The organism is Photobacterium damselae, from assembly GCF_003026815.1.
GTDB classification, from domain to species: domain Bacteria; phylum Pseudomonadota; class Gammaproteobacteria; order Enterobacterales; family Vibrionaceae; genus Photobacterium; species Photobacterium damselae.
The window spans coordinates 81,030-100,687 of record NZ_PYOG01000001.1 but is presented as its reverse complement, the minus strand read 5'-3'; the positions used below and the strand labels follow the sequence as shown (position 1 = coordinate 100,687).

At 39.5% G+C, this 19,658-nt stretch carries 12 protein-coding genes; 4 read left to right on the top strand and 8 right to left on the bottom strand.

Features of this window, described 5'->3' with window-relative positions:
* Positions 1-19: 19 nt before the first annotated feature.
* From CTN07_RS00450 to CTN07_RS00435, 4 genes are all read right to left on the bottom strand, one after another.
* Positions 20-1,273, bottom strand: coding sequence for a dicarboxylate/amino acid:cation symporter (locus CTN07_RS00450; RefSeq protein WP_005299949.1), 1,254 nt, complete (start codon positions 1,271-1,273; stop codon positions 20-22).
* Between the two features lie 535 nt (positions 1,274-1,808).
* Entirely contained in the window at positions 1,809-2,381 is a 573-nt protein-coding gene (gfa, locus tag CTN07_RS00445; RefSeq protein ID WP_050787796.1) for an S-(hydroxymethyl)glutathione synthase, read from the bottom strand.
* A 142-nt stretch (positions 2,382-2,523) separates the two neighbouring features.
* Complete coding sequence (locus CTN07_RS00440; RefSeq protein ID WP_005299944.1) at positions 2,524-3,747, bottom strand: NAD(P)/FAD-dependent oxidoreductase; 1,224 nt, start codon at positions 3,745-3,747, stop codon at positions 2,524-2,526.
* A 267-nt stretch (positions 3,748-4,014) separates the two neighbouring features.
* The gene (locus CTN07_RS00435; protein WP_005299942.1) at positions 4,015-5,226 is read right to left on the bottom strand and encodes an NAD(P)/FAD-dependent oxidoreductase; all 1,212 of its coding nucleotides are present in this window, start codon (positions 5,224-5,226) and stop codon (positions 4,015-4,017) included.
* 818 nt (positions 5,227-6,044) lie between these two features.
* On the opposite strand from CTN07_RS00435, the gene CTN07_RS00430 reads away from it, so the two are divergent.
* Positions 6,045-7,802 carry a SulP family inorganic anion transporter gene (locus CTN07_RS00430; protein WP_005299939.1) on the top strand — a complete coding sequence of 586 codons (1,758 nt, stop codon included), beginning with the start codon at positions 6,045-6,047 and terminating at the stop codon, positions 7,800-7,802.
* 120 nt (positions 7,803-7,922) lie between these two features.
* Here CTN07_RS00430 and CTN07_RS00425 read toward each other — a convergent pair whose 3' ends face one another.
* Positions 7,923-9,155, bottom strand: coding sequence for an NRAMP family divalent metal transporter (locus CTN07_RS00425; RefSeq protein WP_005299937.1), 1,233 nt, complete (start codon positions 9,153-9,155; stop codon positions 7,923-7,925).
* A 297-nt stretch (positions 9,156-9,452) separates the two neighbouring features.
* Here CTN07_RS00425 and CTN07_RS00420 point away from each other — a divergent pair, with 297 nt between their 5' ends.
* Positions 9,453-9,926, top strand: a complete 474-nt coding sequence (locus CTN07_RS00420; RefSeq protein WP_036764066.1) for a RidA family protein — start codon at positions 9,453-9,455, stop codon at positions 9,924-9,926.
* Between the two features lie 58 nt (positions 9,927-9,984).
* Here CTN07_RS00420 and CTN07_RS00415 read toward each other — a convergent pair whose 3' ends face one another.
* Positions 9,985-11,058, bottom strand: coding sequence for a permease (locus CTN07_RS00415; protein ID WP_005299935.1), 1,074 nt, complete (start codon positions 11,056-11,058; stop codon positions 9,985-9,987).
* Between the two features lie 187 nt (positions 11,059-11,245).
* Between CTN07_RS00415 and CTN07_RS00410 the strand changes: the two genes are divergently transcribed.
* Positions 11,246-11,539, top strand: a complete 294-nt coding sequence (locus tag CTN07_RS00410; RefSeq protein ID WP_036764064.1) for an ArsR/SmtB family transcription factor — start codon at positions 11,246-11,248, stop codon at positions 11,537-11,539.
* Between the two features lie 110 nt (positions 11,540-11,649).
* Here the strand turns inward: CTN07_RS00410 and CTN07_RS00405 are convergent, their stop codons facing one another.
* Positions 11,650-15,168 carry a glycosyl hydrolase family 18 protein gene (locus CTN07_RS00405; protein WP_005299933.1) on the bottom strand — a complete coding sequence of 1,173 codons (3,519 nt, stop codon included), beginning with the start codon at positions 15,166-15,168 and terminating at the stop codon, positions 11,650-11,652.
* Between the two features lie 718 nt (positions 15,169-15,886).
* Between CTN07_RS00405 and CTN07_RS00400 the strand changes: the two genes are divergently transcribed.
* Positions 15,887-18,859: a YncE family protein gene (locus tag CTN07_RS00400; RefSeq protein ID WP_005299932.1), complete on the top strand. Its 2,973-nt coding sequence runs from the start codon at positions 15,887-15,889 to the stop codon at positions 18,857-18,859.
* A gap of 77 nt (positions 18,860-18,936) precedes the next feature.
* Here the strand turns inward: CTN07_RS00400 and budA are convergent, their stop codons facing one another.
* A complete protein-coding gene (gene budA / locus CTN07_RS00395) occupies positions 18,937-19,644 on the bottom strand; it encodes an acetolactate decarboxylase (RefSeq protein ID WP_036764062.1) in 708 nt (235 codons plus the stop codon).
* Between the last annotated feature and the right edge of the window lie 14 nt (positions 19,645-19,658).

The window sequence follows — 19,658 nt, the reverse complement described above, 5'->3', positions numbered from 1 at the left end:
CCAATTTTTAATTAATCGATTAAGCGGAAGTTTTATTTTGCCATTTATCAACCACAAGTGCGGCAATTAAATCACCTTCAACATTCACCGCAGTACGGAAGGTATCAAGAGGGCGTTCAATCAGTAATAAAATTGCAATAGCTTCTAGTGGAATACCTGCTGCAAGCATAACCAATTGCATTCCAGACATGGATCCTGATGGCATTCCTGGTGCTCCAATAGAAGAGACCATCGCCATAATAAAGATCATAATCAGGCCAGTTGTTCCCAGGTCGATACCATATAGCTGAGCAAGAAAAATAGCGGCAACCCCTTCAAAGAGAGCGGTTCCATCCATATTCATAATTGAGCCTAATGGCAACACCATACTGCTGGTGGACTGTGAGATATCTAATTCATTCTCAGCCGTTTGCATAGAAAGTGGTAGTGTGGCAGAGCTAGATGACGTTGCAAATGCCATGGCCATTGGGGCTGATAAGGCTCTGAATAACTTTTTAAATGAGATCCCAGTCGCTAATTTAGCAATGCTCGGTAAGACAATCACGCCATGAATGAGTGTTAAGGTAAAGACTAAAAGAGCAAAACGAGCTAATTCGCCAAATAATGCGTTGCCACTTTTTAAGGTAAACTCAAAAACGATGGCAAATACAGCTAAAGGCGCTAGCTTAATAATGGCAGAAACCAGTCGATTTAAGCTGTGATTAAGCCCATTGATAACCTCAAATACTGGGTGTTTCTCCGGTAAAGTGGCAAGTAGCGCAATACCAAATAGCAGGGCAAAGACCACAATACCCAGTAAGTTGGTTGTTGCTAAGGCTTGAAATGGATTTACCAAGGCCATTTTAAAGAGCTTTTCAACAATCGCTCCACCTGATGATGAACTACTATCAATTAGAGTGACATTGCTACCAAGCGCAACGGTATTTGGATCAATCAATTGAGGCCATGGCGGCAGGGACAAGGATACCCCTAAGCCCAGTGAGATGGCTAAAATAGAAGTTAATGAATAAAAAGCAATGGTTTTAGCACCGAGAGATTTTAATTTAACGGTTGAACCAATACTGGTTATCCCTTGTAAAAGAGACAGTAATACGACAGCGCCCACCACCATTTTTAATAAGCCAATGTAGGTTGTTTTGAACATCATAATTAACTGAAACCAGCTAGATTGAACAAACTCAGAGCTGATGGGTAATACTTGCACCATGCTCCATGCAACGAGAGCTGCAATCAGTAATTGGGAGGGGAGGGATTTAAAAAGCTTGAGTTTCATTGGTTTTCTCTGGCTATTGTTATTGTTATTTCTACTACGTCAAAATTAGATGATAAAAAATAAAGGTGACTTATGCTTGCATGTTATAGTTTATCATTTTTGTATGGTTTATTTCTTGTTTTTGAGTTAATTGGTATTCGAAAATCGAATAAATTATATCGTTTTGGGCGTACTTGATTGATTGAAGAAAAAAACGCTCTGAGTATTACCCCAGAGCGTGGCAAGTGCCATCCTCAATACAAGAAGGTTCGTGCCTAAGCACAGAGAAGGTTCGTGCCTAAGCACAGATAAGAGAATTAATGGCGTGAAAACCATTAGCAATGAACAAGAAAACGTTTTATTCCGAGTAAAGCCTTTTCTTGTTCAGCCTTGGCTATATATCCAATTGGTCTTAAGAAATTGGATTCAGAGTATCGTCACTGATATAAGTTCAATACAAACAACGTGAGATAATCGCTAGCTCTTTGACGTTAGGTATCAACCAAGGCTGAAGCAAAGGAGATAGAAATTCTTACCTCCTTAGACGATAACCAAATTACTTATGGTTTTGGTTATACACATGGGTTGCAATTGCATCCATTAGTGCAGGAGATAAGCAGTCATAAGTTGGTAGACCAATTTCTGCAAACTGACTGCGAATGGCATCCATATCTTTTGGATCTGTGCCAGCTTCGATGATAGAAGAAACGAAAGCGGCAAAAGATGGAGCAGTCCAGCCATTTTGCTCAGACAGTTCAGTATGAACGAAGTCTAAGCCATAAAATGGGTGATTAGAGTCTTCGATACGACCAAACATATGAACACCACATTCTTTACATGCGTGACGCTTAATCACAGCAGCAGAGTCAACAACTTGAAGTTTGTTCGCATTAGCAATAACGGTGAGTTTGTCGCTCGATACTACTGCGATTTGAGAAAATAAAGCGCCCTCTGGTTTCCAGCATTTTGAACAACCACAAGCATGGTTATGTGCCGTTTGTGCTGTTAGTTTTACCGTAACTTGATTAGTTTTACATTTGCAGCTTAATAGGCCTCCAGTAAAGTTAGCTTGTGTAGCCGCAAATCCTTGGTTTAGAGCTGGGTGCAGATTAAATTTTGATGTAGTCATATTAATAGCTTTCGATGTTGAAAATAGTTTAGATAAAAAGTTCTTCATTTATTGTTTCTATTATTAATTAATGGCGAGAGTAAGCTGATACTGACTCTCTTTGTGCCTGTTGTTATTGGTTTGATTGAAAAGTGACACTCTGTTACTTAGGCATAAATACACATTTCAAACGCTTGGTAATCATTAAGCGAGAAACAGTAAACATACCGGTGACAGTTCGTTGATGAAGGCGAAAAATCGTATCGTATAAACGACGGATTAAACGTCCTTGCAAAACTAATTTACCTTCCAGTTTTGAACCTGGGGCAAAAGAGCCGACAGCAAAGTGATGGCCTACAGCGACAACCATTCCACTATCTTTAAATTCAAAATCAGTCGGTGGGTAACCGCGTTTTAACATGTCACCGAGACTTTTTGCTAAATGTACCGCTGCGCGATTAGCCGCTTGTGCTTTTGGTGGTACAAATGAACCATCAGCTTGCGGAATCGATGCACAATCACCTAAGGCAAATACATTTGGGTCTTCGGTGGTTGTTAAGTTTGCTCGTACTTTTATTTGATTTAATGGGTTATGTTGCAAGCCACCCATTCCGTTAAGCCAGTCTGGGGCTTTTACCCCTGCGGCCCAAAATTGAACATCTGCATGTAAGAATTGCTCATCAGAGGTCCTCATCCCCATATCAGTAACTTCTGCAATCCGAGTATTTAGAAGAACATTGACGTTATTACGCTGTAGTTCTTTGAGTACTTTGCTAGACATTGCGATTGGGCTATTCGGTAACACTCGTTCAGCGGCTTCAATTAAATTGATATGTAATTTAGCGGCGTTATAACGCTGTAGTTTTTGGCTTACACGAGCTAATTCGGCCGCGAGTTCAACCCCTGTTGCACCTGCGCCAACAATATTAATCGCGTGTTCATCGCCAGATCGAAGTAACTGGCTCACTTGGTTCCACGCTTGACGAGCTTGGCTTGCAGAATCTAAGAACAAACAATGATCTTGTGCGCCTGTTGTTCTAAAGTCATTGCTAACAGCACCAATAGCAATAACCAGATAATCATAATTTATCCCTGATTCAGTACCATCTGGGCGTTGAACCGTAATTGTTTTATTGACTCGGTCTATATCTTTCATTGCACCTTGATAGTGCTGATAGCCATGTTTAGCACCATGAGTGAAGTAACACACAGTATCTAATTCACTGTCGAAAGTACCAGCCGCAATTTCATGCAAACGAGGTTTCCAATAGTGATGAGTTTCTGGTTCAACTAAAACGATTTCATCTTCTTTACGAACCGATTTAGTTAATAGAGTCGAAAGTTCAAGTCCAGCGGCTCCGCCACCGACAACGACAATTCGTGACATAATGTTGTTACCTTATTGATATGCTCGGAGTCGATCTGAGCTTGAAAATGATTATGTTGATGGGGTATTAACTATGCCCATTAACCATTCAAATTAACTAAGTGCAGCTAGTATAGTTATTTCTTATTTTTTGATAATACGGTATTTTTGAAATTGATTATTACTGGTGGTCAACAATCAAAGTATGAAGAAGGCGGGGATGAATTTGGATACAAAAAAGGCGCTAAATCCTAAGATATAGCGCCTTTTTTCTACAATTGTAATGAATTACATACTAGCGGGTTTGAACACGGATTTAAGTCGTTTTGTGATCATTAAGCGAGATACGTTAAAGACACCAGAAACCGTACGTTGATGTAATCGGAAAATAGTATCGTATAAACGGCGGATCAAACGGCCTTTAAGTACCAGTTTGCCATCCATTAAAGCACCAACAGCAAAGTGGTGACCCACCGCAACAATCATACCGCTATCTTCAAATACAAAATCTGTCAGTGCTTTACCACGTAGCATTCCACTTAAACTTTTCGCTAAGTGTACTGCTGCTCGGTTAGCGGCTTGAGCCTTAGGTGGAACAAACGAACCGTCTGGTTGTGGAATTGCGGCACAATCGCCAAGTGCGAAAATATGATCATCAACCGTTGTAGTTAAATTCATATTAACTTCAATTTGGTTCATTCGGTTGTATGTAAAGTCACCTAAACCGCGAAGCCAATCGGGTGCTTTAACACCAGCAGCCCAAAATTGAACGTCAGCATTTAGTGTTTGACCATCACATGTTGTCATACCCTCAGCAGTAACTTCACTAATACGAGTATCAACAAGTACGTTAATATTATTGCGATTTAGCTCTTTAAGTGCTTTATCCGACATCTTTTCAGGGCAGTTTGGTAATACGCGAGGTGCTGCTTCAATTAAATTGATATGCAGTTTTGCGGCCTTATAACGTTGAAGTTTCTGGCTAACGCGAGCCAGCTCAGCCGCAAGCTCAACACCTGTTGCACCTGCACCAACGATGTTAATTGCGTGATCGTGACCTGAGCGTAGCAGGTGGCTGATTTGATGCCACGCTTTACGAGCTTGAACTGCAGAATCTAAGAATAAACAGTGGTCGCGAGCGCCAGTAGTGTTGAAATCATTACTTACCGCACCAACTGCAATAACAAGATAGTCGTAATCTACTAAGCTTTCTGCACCATCTGGTTGACGTACAATAACTTGTTTGTTGTTACGATCAATATTGGTCATAGCCCCTTGATAATGCTGATATCCATGTTTAGCACCATGAGTAAAGTAACAAACAGTATCTAAATCACTATCAAAAGTACCTGCTGCGATTTCGTGTAAACGAGGTTTCCAGTAATGATGAGTTTCTGGTTCAATTAAGATCACTTCATCTTCTTTACGAACTGCGCGACCTAATAGGGTTGAAAGCTCGATACCAGCAGCACCACCGCCAACAATTACGATTCGTGACATGACGAATTCCTCACATAAGCACTGAGTTCAGTGCCGGCTAATGCCTAAATCAAAAAAGAGTTAAATTCGGTTACCAATAACAAGCTCTTACGATAAATTTTTGGCTTGTTATTAAGCGTTGATATTTCCAGTAAGAAAACTCAACGGCGTATCACTAAACCTCGGCGGTAGGGCTGACTTTATTTTCTCTATAGCCATTTTTAATTTATTTGGTTGGCTTATAGGGGCTGAGCGATACATTACAATCTGGTTAGATAAAGCTGTTCTATTGATGCGGATTATATGTATTTCACGCTCTGTGATAACCATCACATTTGGTAAATAAAATTGCTAATTTAGTGCTTTGTGGACAAATAGAATAATCTTGCATTGACCTAAATCAAAGAAATGAATCTAAAGTAGCATTTATTGATCTAAGTCAAAAATGTAACCAATTGAAAAAGAACAACTAAAGCTTATGTAAATAAGAGGGAATTTAAGAAAGTAACTTAGCATCATAATGTTAGTAAACTGAATGCTTTTAAAAGGCAGGATTTTATATCCACAAAAAAAGAAATTCTTTTGTTTGATAATTCATCTTTTGGTAGGTTGTTTTGTATACGATTTGCTTTGTCTATTCATTATTAAGGATAAGAATTCGTAATAATTTGCGGTAATTGTCATATATCCACTTCTTTTAATTCTATTTCCAATTAGAATTATTCTTACCAAACCTAGTACCTTAACGTTATATGGGCATATACCCAAATTGTTCTCGCTGAACCTCGCATCTTGAGGTTACTTGGGTAAATAACTAATCGGTTTTAAAAGGACGATAAGTGAGTCACTCTTTTTCTCTCAAAATACACGATTTGATTCCAGGTCTGAAATCTTTGCAAAAGTACGACAGAAGTTGGTTCCCTGATGACTTAAGGGCTGCGCTGTCTGTAGTTGCGGTTGCACTGCCTGTTGCGATTGCTTACGCCCAACTTGCTGGTGTAAATGAAATTGCGGGTCTATATGCGTGTGTATTACCTATGATTGCCTACGCATTTTTTGGAACATCACGTCAACTTATTGTTGGGCCTGATGCTGCAACGTGTGCTGTTATTGCTGCGGTTGTAACGCCCCTTGCGGCAGGAGACAGTGTTAAGCATCTTCAATTGGTTGTCACCATGACGATTATGACGGGGTTGTGGTGTCTTATTGCCAGTCGATTTAAGTTAGGGGTTTTGGCCGATTTTCTTTCTCGTCCGATTTTAATGGGATTATTAAATGGTGTTGCGATAACGATTATTGTGGGGCAGTTTGCCAAAATTACGGGAGTGAAGTTTGAAGAGAAGCACTTGCTTGAAAGAATCTATGCCGTACCCGATTATCTTGCCTCTATCCATTGGCCTACCGTTGGAACCGCAGCATTTACTCTATTAGTTTTCTTACTATTTAAACGATTCAAACCGACCTGGCCTGCTGCGATGTTAGCGATTGCCATTGCGGCTTTTGCTGTCTTTATTTTGCATCTTGATCAGTATGGCATCGCAATTTTAGGCGATGTTAAGGGAGGGTTGCCAACATTTTCACTGCCAGTGTTTGATTTAGGTCTAACTCGTGAATTGGTGATGCCAGCGTTAAACCTTGCAATGGTCAGTTTTGTGAGCATGATGCTGACGGCACGAAGCTTTGCTGCACGTAATGGTTATGAAATTGATGCAGATAAAGAGTTTCGAGCATTAGGTATTGCAAACTTGGCTTCTGCTCTTTCTCAAGGCTTTGCAATTAGTGGCGCAGACTCTCGAACTGCCGTAAACGATGCTAGTGGTGGTAAATCACAACTAGTATCCATTATTGCTGCAATCGTTATAGGTGTTATTGCTCTATTTGTTTATGAGCCATTACGTTATATCCCTCATGCTGCATTAGGGGTGATTTTGGTGATATCTTCTATCTCATTACTCGATTTTATTGGTATGTGGGCACTTAAAACCCGTGATAGAGATGCATTTTTATTAGCAACCATTACCTTTGTTGCGGTATTGATTATCGGGGTAATTCCTGGGATCACTCTTGCGGTATTACTGGGACTGTTTCAGTTTATTCGAGTTGTGATGCGTCCAAGTGATCAAACCATGGGTCTGGACGATAAAGGGGTTCTGCGTAGCTTAGATGATAGCGATAAAGCGGCAGCCATTCCTGGGGTGTTTATTTACCGTTTTAACTCGCCATTGACCTATTTTAATGCTGCGTATTTTAAACGACGATTACTGCAACAGATAAGCCAACAAGAAACACCGCCAGCCTGTGTCATTATTGATGCTGTAGCAAGTTTTACCCATATGGATGTGAGTGTTATGGCTGTTTTGGATGATATCCATGGCATTTTAAAACGAAAAGGAGTGCGTTTAATTCTTGCAGGTCGTAAGCGGCAGTTACAAAAGTGGTGTGAATTAGTTGGAATGAATATGGGCGATGGTGGTATTACGATTCGTTCTGATATGTACTTAGCGATTAAAATGAGTGGATGTTATCGCCAAGCCTATGCAGATGGTTTGGTCGCTGAAGTGAAAAAAAATGAAGTAACCGCGGCTATTGCTCCTTAATCTAACTATCAGCGATTCTTAGTTAGCATAATTCATAAGTCATTCAATAAACTATGCCCGATCTTTTTAGGTCGGGCATAGTGATATTTTTCCAGCTGATTAAAAACTTAGGCTGTAATTTTACCCTAAGAATTTAGTCATAAAGTTTAAGATATTGGTGTAGCTTGCGAAGGCCATTACAATCACAATCAGAGTACCAATAGCGGTGAGTAGGATAGGGTGCTTATAATCACCAACAATATCTTTTCGGCGGGTTGCCGCTAACACTGAGCCTAATACGATTGGCAAAATGATACTATTTACCAAGCCTGCTAACATCAGTAGTAGAATTGGCATGTTCATCATAACAGTGCCTAAGCTGGTGATAATAATAAAGCCAACACACCAAAGTTTTTCATTACGAGCAACGACTGGGAATAGCGTTTTGATTAGTGAAATTGCCATGTATGAGTTGCCTACCACCGAAGTAATTGAAGCAACAAATAAAACTAAGCCAAAAATGAAATAACCGACATCTCCCGCACCGTGGCGAAATGCATCCGCTGCTGGGTTAGCCTTATCTAATACTGCACCAGTTGCAATCACCCCAAAGATTGCGAGGAAAAGTAAAACACGAATGACAACGGCAATCGAGATACCTGCCCAAGCGGCTTTTTTAATGTTATCTACATTATTTTGGCCCTGTAAGCCAATATCAACCAGACGTTGAGCGCCAGTATAGTAACCGCCTACTGCACCACCTACAATCGTTAAAGTTGGCAATAATAAATTGCTCATATCTGAAGGTGCGACAGCTGCAATAAGGGTTTGTCCCATTGGTGGTAAACTGGTCATAGCAACATAGGCAATTAGGATAATCATAAATAAGCCTAGGTAGCGAGCCATCTGATCCATGCGTTTAGATGCGTTGTGCAAAACAAACAATAAACAGCCTAGACCACCTGTAAATAGTGCACCCCATGTTGTATCGACACCGGTTAATACATTTATACCTAATGCGGATCCACTCACGTTGCCAAAGTTAAATGCAACAGCGCCCAAGGCTAATAAAATGCCCACCACATAGCCTAATCCGGGTGCGACCTTGTTAGCAATATCTTGGATACGTAAACCCGATACACCGACAATACGCCATATATTCATGACGATACCAAAAGTAATAAATGCTGAGATCAGGACTGGAAAGGCCATATCGATTTTGTACAGATTGGTAAATACGGCTGTTTGGGTTAGAAAGCCTGGGCCGACAGAGGTGGTTGCCATCAAAAAAGCAACACTCATGATCGCTTTTGATTGCCATGAGGCCGTTTGTGATTCAGATGAAGGAATGGCAGTTGTTGTGCTGGTGGTCATAGTTATTATCTCAGTTTTTTGTCTCTCTATTTATAGAAAAAAAGAAAGACAACTGACCGAGATCAGCTGACCTGCAGCTAAGATATCGATAAGGTAACAAATTGAATATTAACTAATAAAAATAGCGGATTCAAAATGCAATCGTTTGCTGCTGGGCGCGAATAATAGTGACTTAGATCTCTTCTGTCAACACTGGTTTTGGATCTATTTAAGAAAAGTGATTAAAACTAAAGAGGATAAATAATTTAGGGTATTAGAGCGAATATAAATCACTATTTGGCATAAAAGGAGAGACTAATGCGCATTGGAGAGCGGTTAAAAGAACTGGGATTAGAGTTGCCAGAAGTGTCATTGCCCCAAGGTAACTACACAAATTGCGTTCGCTCCGGAAATTTATTGTTTGTATCAGGTAAAGGTCCTACCGGTTATTCGGCATTTGCCCGTGAAGGACTGAGCCCTCAAGGAAAAATTGGTGTAGATTACTCAACGGAGCAAGGTTATCAATTTGCTAAAGAGACAGGTTTGGAAATTCTTGCTGCGGTTAAAGCGGAACTTGGTACTTTAGGTCGAGTACGTCGTGTGGTGAAGTTACAAGGATTTATTAATGCTACGCCTGAGTTTTCTCAGCATCCTCAAGTGATGGATGGATGCTCTGATTTAATGGTTGCAGTATTTGATGATATGGGAATACATGCTCGTTCTGTATTTGGAGCGGTGTCGGTTCGAGATAACCTGCCACTTGTTATTGATTCTATTTTTGAAGTGGAATGATCCGCAAAGGGCAGAAGTTATATTCTGCCCATAATACGATTTGTTTTACTCGCTGATATTAACCGAAAATGAAGGTATATAAGAATCCTGCACTGATAGCCATTGTTAAGATTACACTAACAAAAGCGATGATCATTGGGGTTTTAAAGATAGATTTTAACAAGATCACTTCAGTTAAACTTGCACCAGCACTACCTATAATCAACGCCATAACCGAACCAAGAGCCATCCCTTTTTTCACTAATGCAGCACTTAAAGGAATAACCGCTTCAGCACGGATGTAGAGTGGAATACCAATAACGGCCGCAACAGGAATCGCATACCATTTACCAGCGCCTGCATACTTAGCAATAAGATCGGTCGGGATAAAGCCATAGATAAAGGAACCAATAGCGATACCAAGCAATAAATAAGGCAGTACTTGCTTAAAATCTTTCCATGTTGAATGCCAAATGCGAACCCAGCGGCTTTGTGGTTTTTGTAGAGTCTTTTCCACTGGTTGAGAAGAACAGCATGATGTTTCGTTCTCTTTTTTCTGCGTATTGGTTGCAGGCTTTGTAGAACAACATGATGATGTAGGCTCTACATGTTTCGATGCTGTACTTTCGGTACAACAACTTGTTTGAGAGGGTTTTGTTTCACCACATCCGGTGCTACAAGAGCTCGCAGAACTGTCTTGATAAGCTTCAGGTTTTACATAACGCTCAAAACCTAACTTTTCTAATAGATATCCTGCAACAACCGATACAATAAGGGCTATAGCAAAATAAAACACCGCGACTTTCCAGCCAAAAGTGACAACAAAGAGACCTATGATGACAGGATTAAGTAGTGGGCTTGAAAACAAAAAAACCATCATTGGACCAAATCCGGCTCTTGCACGAAGCAATCCTTTCAAAAATGGGATGGTTGAGCATGAACAAAATGGAGTAATAGCACCAAGTAACGCTGCAACGAAATAGCCTTTTCCTTTACGTGAGCTTAAGATGGATTGAATTTTTTCAGGTGTTAAAAACTCTTGAAGTACACCAACTAAGTAGCTGATTGCTATAAATAGAATGGTCAATTCTGCCGCTAAAAAAACAAACATATCTGCGGCTTCTTTTGCCATTGATATTAATTCGGTATTCATGATTGGTTGTCCAGTTAATTATTTCTATGTTTCGAAATATATGGAAATATTGAGTATGGATCAAGTTTATATTTCGACAAAATTAGAAATATTTTTTTGATTCTTTATAAATCAACGTGTTAGTGATAATTGCCTTTTCTTTTCATTTCCACTAATATCGAATTATCTTGATCAGAGGATAAATTTGATGGAACTTGATGTTGTAGCAAAAGCACTTAAAGAGTTAGGTCATCCAACTCGACTTGCCATTTACAAAGCGGTTGTTAAAGCGGGTTATCAAGGAATTGCTGTCGGGGGATTACAAGAACGATTAGAGATCCCAGGTTCGACTCTGTCACACCATATTTCTAGTTTGGCGTCTGCTGGATTAATTTCGCAGCGACGAGAGGGAAGAACTCTTTACTGTGTCGCTGAATATCAGTGCTTGGAAGGAGTCATCAGCTTTCTTCAGGATGAATGTTGTGCTGACGAACAGTGTTAATCTGTAGTTTGCTATTAGACTATATTGCAATTGCAGCTCTAAAGGTTAATGTAAAAAAATGCCGAATAACCTTTAAGATTATTCGGCACATATTACTAATTAATTCAATATTATAGCTTACAGATCATTTTCCATGCGCTATCTGAGGCTGATGGCGCTGTATTGATCCACCAGTTAGCTTGCCATAAGGCACCGTTATGGATTAATTGATCGCCACCTGCAGCATGATCGCCTTTTGGAAATTCTGGATAGGTAACAACGCCGCTTGTATCCACTCCAGCTTCTGCACAAGTTTTACCCGTAGCTGGAGGTGTGGTGCCACCATTACCGTTGTCAATACTGCCTTCAAACTCAGGAAGCGATGGGAAGTCTTTTTTCAGACCAATCACTTCGTCACCGACAATAAAGCGAACACCATTTGCAACACCAGATACAGGAGTGTAGTACACAAGAGATACAACATACTCGCCGCCTGCTGGAATGCTTTCAGATGTTCGTAGAGTCAGTGCCAGTTTATGGAACATTTTCTTCTCACCATCGACAGAGAAGTTATGCCCAGTATGACCACTTTCAACGATCTTGATATTAGCACCAGACCAGTCTTTTACGATATCGCCTGTTGCGGTAGCCATTAAGAATTCAATGGTTGTCCCTCCTGGGATGGCAACATCTGAGTTATTTTTAAAGACCAATTTTGGGTTAATAGGGTAGTTACTGTCACCTGCTGGCCATTCAGTGGTGCTGACTGTGACATCAATTACCGAATTCGGTGCTGGTAGATCGTTATGTTTAATCTCCATTGGTGGTGCTTGAGTAAAGACATCGTGAGCATAATCGGTCATATCTGTACCCATTACGTACTCATTTTTCTCGTTATCAAAACGGTAGTCACCAGCCATTTCCCAAACCATCATACCGCCAAGACCGTTATCGACGATGTAATCCAGTTTTGGTTTTAACGACTCTTTATCTTCAATACTTAAAAAGACTTTCTTCAAATCGTTCCACAGCCAAGCGGTTTGCAGTTCGTGATTCCAAACGCGCTCGTAACTACCTTCAACTTTGTCTTTAGCATTATTTGGGTCAAGACCCCACGCTGGACCATAGCTTGGCATTGAACCTTGCATACCCAGTTTATCGGCATGCATCAGGTTCATCGCGTGCCACATAGGAACCACACCCGCTTTGATTTCATTACCTTGTTTATCGCTATCGTGCCAGATGTTATCAATACCTTCAGCACCCCAACCACATACGGTTGTTCCTTCTGGACAGCTTGATTGATTTGGTTCTACCGCTTTACCCCACAATCCTTTTTCTGTACCACCAGTTACACCTTGCCAGCCACGAGTATAGTAAGGAATACCCATGTTAATTTGACTTGGTTTGAAGGCGCCACGGAAATAATGGTGTGCCCATGCTTGGTTTAGATAGCCGATACCTTGATATTGCTCAGTTGTGTAAACACCCCATTTAGCCAATTCAGCATCTTTACCATCATCAAATAGTGCAGCTTGTGGCCCTACAAATTCGTTCCAAGTACCGTGTAAGTCATAAGACATGATATTGACGTAATCTAAGACATCTTGCATGCCAAAGTCTTCCATACCTCGGAGTAGATAACCTGATGATGGCGAGGCAATGGTTAGCATGTAACGGCGACCATCTTCTTTGCCTGCTTTGTCCAATTCCGTTCGCAGTTGCTTCATCATGACCATATAGTTGGTCCATAGTTGATCTCGACACTTATTGGATAGTTCGAAATCAATAGGGTTACCTGAATCTTTCATCGATGTTGGGTATTCATAATCGATATCTACGCCATCAAAGCCGTATTGACGAATAAACTTAACGGCCGACTGAGCAAACTTATCAATACCATCCATATTGATACTGCACGACTCAAGATTAGTGGTCATAGGGTAGAAGTTTGTGGTTTCTGCCCAACCGCCCACTGAGATCAGAGTTTTAACATCTGGGTACTGTTTTTTGAACTTGTTTAATAAGTTAAAGTGTCCTTGATATGGCAGTGATGGATCCATTTCAGCACCCGCGACACCGTCCCAAGTCATTTTGGTTGCAGAGTCATCAACCGTTAAATTGAACTCTTTATCTATACCCACAAATGCGTAGTTTATGTGAGTCAGTTTATCCCACGGTAAATCGTGAGCTAAGTACGATGGTAAGCCATTTTTGCCCGTACGCCACGATGTGTAGTAACCGATAATACGGCGAGGATGATCATCGCCCATACACTCAGTACCATCTTCTCGGTAGATCTGTTTAATATCACAGCTTAGGTTACCCGTTCCCATCTCTTGGGCTTTAACGACTGTTTTGGTTGTGCGAGTTTGATGTCCTGCTGCATCATAAGCGATTGCTTCAATAGCATAATCACCTACAACAACAGGGGTCCACTGAACAGCAAAAGGAGCTTCTGCAATTGAGCCAACAGCTTGCCCATTGATAAAGAAATCAACGGAAACAAGATCGTTATTTGCATCGCTTGCGTTAGCACTGATGGTGATTGTTTTACCTAAAAATACCGTTTGACCAGGACGCGGATTAACCAAACTGATTTCAGGTGCCTGTGGTTCAACCGGTTTTTCTACCGCTTCAATAGTGACCGAATCGCTGTGTGAAAGCTGAGTGTCATCGATGACTTTTACTGTAAGAGTATGAATACCCGATTTTTCAGCCGTCCAGCTAAAGCTATATGGTGCTTGGGTGTTGGTTGCAACTTTTGCGTCATTAACCCATAACTCAACGTAGCGAATATCGTCATCTTTATCGCTTGCTTGAGTCGTGATGGTAATTGTTTCGCCTTGCTCGACTTTTGTACCTTGCTGTGGTGCTGTTATCGCAATGACTGGTGCTGTTGGTTCTACAGGTGGAGTTGTTTGTGCTTTAACGGTAATAATAGCACTTTGCTCAGCAGTAAGACCATTTGCATCACTGACTTTTGCTGTAATTTTATGGCTACCAGTATCGGTTGCTGTCCATAATGTTTGGTATGGCGCTTGTGTTTTTTGTCCGATCTCTTGGCCGTCAACGTAGAAGGTAACTTGGGTTGCTGTCGTATTTTCAGCTGTTACGTTAGCAGCAATAGTGACTATATCACCTGTTGTAAATTCACTGCCTACAGTTGGTGAAGTTAATACGAGTTCAAGCGAAGGTTCGTTATTGCCGTCATCTTCTGTGATAACAGTCATTGAGCTTTGAACAAGCGTTGTATCTAAAACGCCACTGACACCTAAGGTTAGCTGAATAGTTTCACCAGCAGGTAGTTGGCTTTTTACCCAGCTCCCTTGATCGAATGACAGAGCCAGAGTATTGGCAAAAATTTCACCTTGACTGACACTGGTGAAGTTCATGATTGGATAGCTGACTGTATTTGCAGACCATGATGGGCTTGATATGGATAAATTCGAATTAAACTGAATTTTAGCTCCACGAAGATCAATAGCTTGGTTACCTTGATTGGTTAATGTCACCTGATAGGTATTCCAGTATTGGCTTTCACTACCAACAATGCTGACTTGTCCATTGATGGCAGCTTGAGCTGATGGCAATGCTAAACCGATCGAAGCTGCTAAAAGAGTTGGGATAAATTTAATTGTTTTTTTCATTTTTTAAAAAAGTATAAATGGAACGGGAAAAATAAAGCCTGATTATAAAATCATTGTTTTTTTATTTTAAAATTGGCGAATGTAACAAAATGTAAAACGTCAATTATTTGTTATTGGTAAATATTATTGCTATTTAGGTATTTAATTTAACGGGAAATATGATTTAAGATTAGATAGTAAAGCAATTTTATAAGATATATATTTTCCTACATTTAGAATAAATAAACTTTATTATCATTATGAAAAATATTACTGATGCAATTTTGGTTATATGAATAAAAAAGAACAAATAGATCCTCATGAAATATTTACTTACATTTATATCGTCATGATTTTCTATTTGATATCAAAATATGATTTTAATGAATCAATATTGATTTAATTGCTATGTTTGATTCTTTAAAAGTATTTTAATTTCATTAAAGAATATATTGTTCGCTAATACTTTGACAGTGTAACAAAATATTTTTGTAAAACTTGATGCAGAGGGTTTAAAGACTGGTTTATTAATGGAGTTTTATATATTCAATTATATTTTATAGATATAAATAGCAGTTATAACGAGTGAGTATGATCTTGGTGCCATTTATTTGATTATAAGATGACAATGATTGTCAAATTGTCGATAGTTACACTTAGTTACATGTAAATCTATAAAAATAGTCGTGTTATACAAATAATTAAAAGCGAAAAACAACTCATATAGCTAGGTTAACTTATGAAAATCAAAACAATCACTGCCATAATTGGCTCTTTATTTGCTTCGACTGCATTAGCAAATAGTGCAGAACAAGAATATTTCAAATCTGTATATCAAGATGCTTACCAACAGGTTAGTTCTAAACTGGAAACATTACGCCAACAAGCTAATAATCCGAATAATGTTATTGTTGAGAATAATCAGCGTTACCTTGAAGTGAATGGGATTAAATATCGATTAAATTCTGATAACTATATTCTATTTGATTTTCCTCGACCATTTACGGATGAATCTTCATTTAGAAATATATTTAATTCACTCTCTGATGATTGGGAGTTGACGTGGTATGACTTAGGTGTGGTGATGGTAAACAAGCACTTTGGTAACTATGAATATGGAAATGGGTGCTTGATGGAATACTATCCAGGAGGTACAACATTTAATAATGAGTTTACTCGCGTTGTTTTAGAGACTTCATCCTGTTCATTTAATGATTTTTCAACACAGTTAGAGTATTTTGAACATGATAAAACCATTACGGCACAAGATCTTGGTTTAGAGTCATTATCCATAACGGCAGTAGAGCGGTATAAAGACCGATTATATGTAACTCAAGATACTACTCCTGGAACCGTGTTTATTATTGATGTAAATACTAAAGCTGTACTTGGGACCATTACGGGAATTGAAACGCCGACAGGATTTGCCGATTATAAGCGTATCAATGAACTTTATATCCGTGATAATTTACTCTATGTGGCTTCTTTATCATCTAATCGTGTCGATATTTTTGATTTAGATAATCATCATCAGCATGTAACAACAATCGGTACGGGTTCTTGGTCTGGTTCAAACGGAATTTTACACGCTCAATCTGTTGTTGCAAATAATGAGTATGTTATTGTTTCTGATGCTTCTAATCGAATCTCAGTCTATCGTCAAAGTGAAGTCACCCCTGAAAATAACCTTAAGATGTCTCGTTATGGTTTTTTAAATTTTGAGGGTAAATACACACACCGTAAAGTTCAAATGCATATTTTGGATCATTACCTTCTTGTGCTAACCGCCAATAAAAACTATTACATTTATGATCTCAATAAAATCGATGATGCTGTAACATCGGGTACATATTTAGATCCTGAAATGAGAGTTGATCAGCGTATTCAAAAAATTGATAAAGAAGGCGATAAGCTGATTGTTAATTTTGCTGATCGCATTGAATGGCATTCTGTTAATGATGTTATTGCCGCTAATTTTTCATTTGATAAACCACTTCGTACCATCAAATCTCTTAATGGCTATTCGATAACGGCCTTAAATGACTTACATTTTTCTCAAGGTGAATTGGTTACAGCAAGTGCAAAAGGTCTGAGTATTGATAATCTAAAAGTCAATGATGTTGCCTTCGTTGCAGATCAAAGTGTGGAAACGAAGAATATTCACTTTGATGTTTTAATGCCTAGTTCAGTGACTGAAATTCTAACCAATGACGAGCCTCATTCGGTATTAATTAACCGAGAGTTACGCTCTGTAAATATAAATTCTCTGGTTAAAACCCAACTATTGGATAATGAGACAGTACAAATTACTAACTATGCCGCCAAAGAGCTTAAAGATATTGCGGTTGAGCTGAAGCTTAATGGGATCAATAAGTGGTTTGTTTTAGGTCAATTTGATCGTCTTCCTGCTTATGCGCAAATCACACTGCCATTGTCGGCATTTGGTGAACAATTTAATAGTGTCGATGGCGATGGGTATTTTGATTTAGCCCCTCTATTTGCAAGCTCAATGAATATTACTAAAGCATTTGAAGCTCGATTTGATTCTAAAACAGATACTTTTGCTCAGATGCTTGCGCGCTTAAAACCGAGCTGGGAAATTCGATTTGCTGCAAATAGTGAAGGTAAGTGGCGTGCAATGAATGGGCTGTATGCTCGTGAATGGCTCATCATCATGACTAACTTTGCTTATATGGTGTCAAGTAACGAATTTAAGCACGTTTGGTTTAACTTTAAAGATATCATGGGCTATGACATGCATGGTACGGCGGGTGCCGTTAATGAGCCTAATGGATTTTTTACTGCGCAAGATTACGATCATTACTACCATAGCTTATTGAAGCGTCCTTATGTAAATGTGGGTATTACCGCAATGGGGGGCGGCTTAGGTGGCCAAGGGATCACTGGCGTTGATACTTGGATGTTCTATACCCATTACTATGGTACTTGGGGCATCATTGCTCATGAATTTGGTCACGGCTTTGATGGGATGACAACGTATGGCCATCATACTAGTTTTGCTAATGGCGGTAACGGGTGGCAGCCATTGATGACTATGTTGGCGAATTATCATATTCGTAAAGGTGATTTGCCGTACATGGATGACAATATCAATGGTTTCTATAAAGAAGAAAACAATGCATATCATTATAGTGGGATTGATTTAAATAAACGTAAATATCGTGCTGATACCCATATGTATTTGTTGGATAAATACTTTATGACATTTTCATCAATGCCTAAGGGATGGGTAGAAAATGGCCCTGAATTTAATCTCGCAACGGTAAACGGCTTAAATAACCAAGAACGTATGCTAATGGCTAAATACCCGATGGGAGACCAGTCACCATATTTATGCCGTTTTACATTCAGTGACGGCGAACAATATTTTGGCTATGTAGATCAAGCCGACAATCAGAACTTCTGTAATGCTGGCAGTGATATCAGTTACCGTCAAGCGAATGGTGAGCAGGTTGCATTACGTTCACAAGTGAATGCGTTTGAGTGGTTATCGTTGTATAACCCAAGCTTAAAAGATCAAGCGGTTACTAATGCTGAAGGGCAATCTTTGTGTCAAATGAACTACCAAGAGTTTTATGGTACTGGGTTTGTCAACGGTTCGGGTCAATGCGTCCAAAAACCTAACGTCTATTGGTCTAATGGTAATCGTTGGGTATTCAGTTCTCGTTGGTCTGAGATGAAATTCCGCTAGTTGTTCAAAGTAGTGTAATGTAAAGCCCCGTTTAGTCTCAATCTAAACGGGGCTTTATTCTTTATAAGTAAATCTAATTACTTCTCTGTAGTATGAATCGCTTCTTTAAGATCTTCAGGGTGAAGATCTGCGACATCAAATTCATGAGAAGCTGGCATACGGAGATGGAAGTCCTTAAAGATTTCAGTTTCTAGTGTGCCTTGAGCTAAAACGAAATCACTCACATGACCACCTTGAGTACGATCATCGCTAATGAAGTGGAAGTGATAACCCGGTACGTTAATACCAATCATATAATCAGGGATCTTAAAGCCAATCATCACTCCAGAGACCTGCTCTAATTCAAACACAGGCTGATGTTTAACGACCTCTACCATAGGAGGATAAGGGCGATGTTGTGCTGGTACTGTACGTGTTTTCACATAAGAGAAGGTACCTGTCATACGAATCGCATTAATCGCGTTATTGGCAACAAGTCCTTCTTGTTCAAGTAGAGCTTCAAGTTCTTGCTTAGTGAGTTGGGTTAACGCTTTTGTTTCTGTTGGCTGAAAATCAACAACAGAGGCAAAAGGTGTCGTCATCGCTTTATCTACTAAGTGAACATCACCTATACTTGTTAGCTGATAAACTTCATTACCTAGGACAATCATTTCACCATCAAGATCATCAAAAGTACCGATACCAAAGTTACCGTGTTCAAGTAGCTGACCAATAGTAAAGTCACCTTCATAAAGACCTGCAATTAAGGCACTCATCATGGAGGTTTGATAGAAAGTTTTATTCATCGTTATTACCTTTT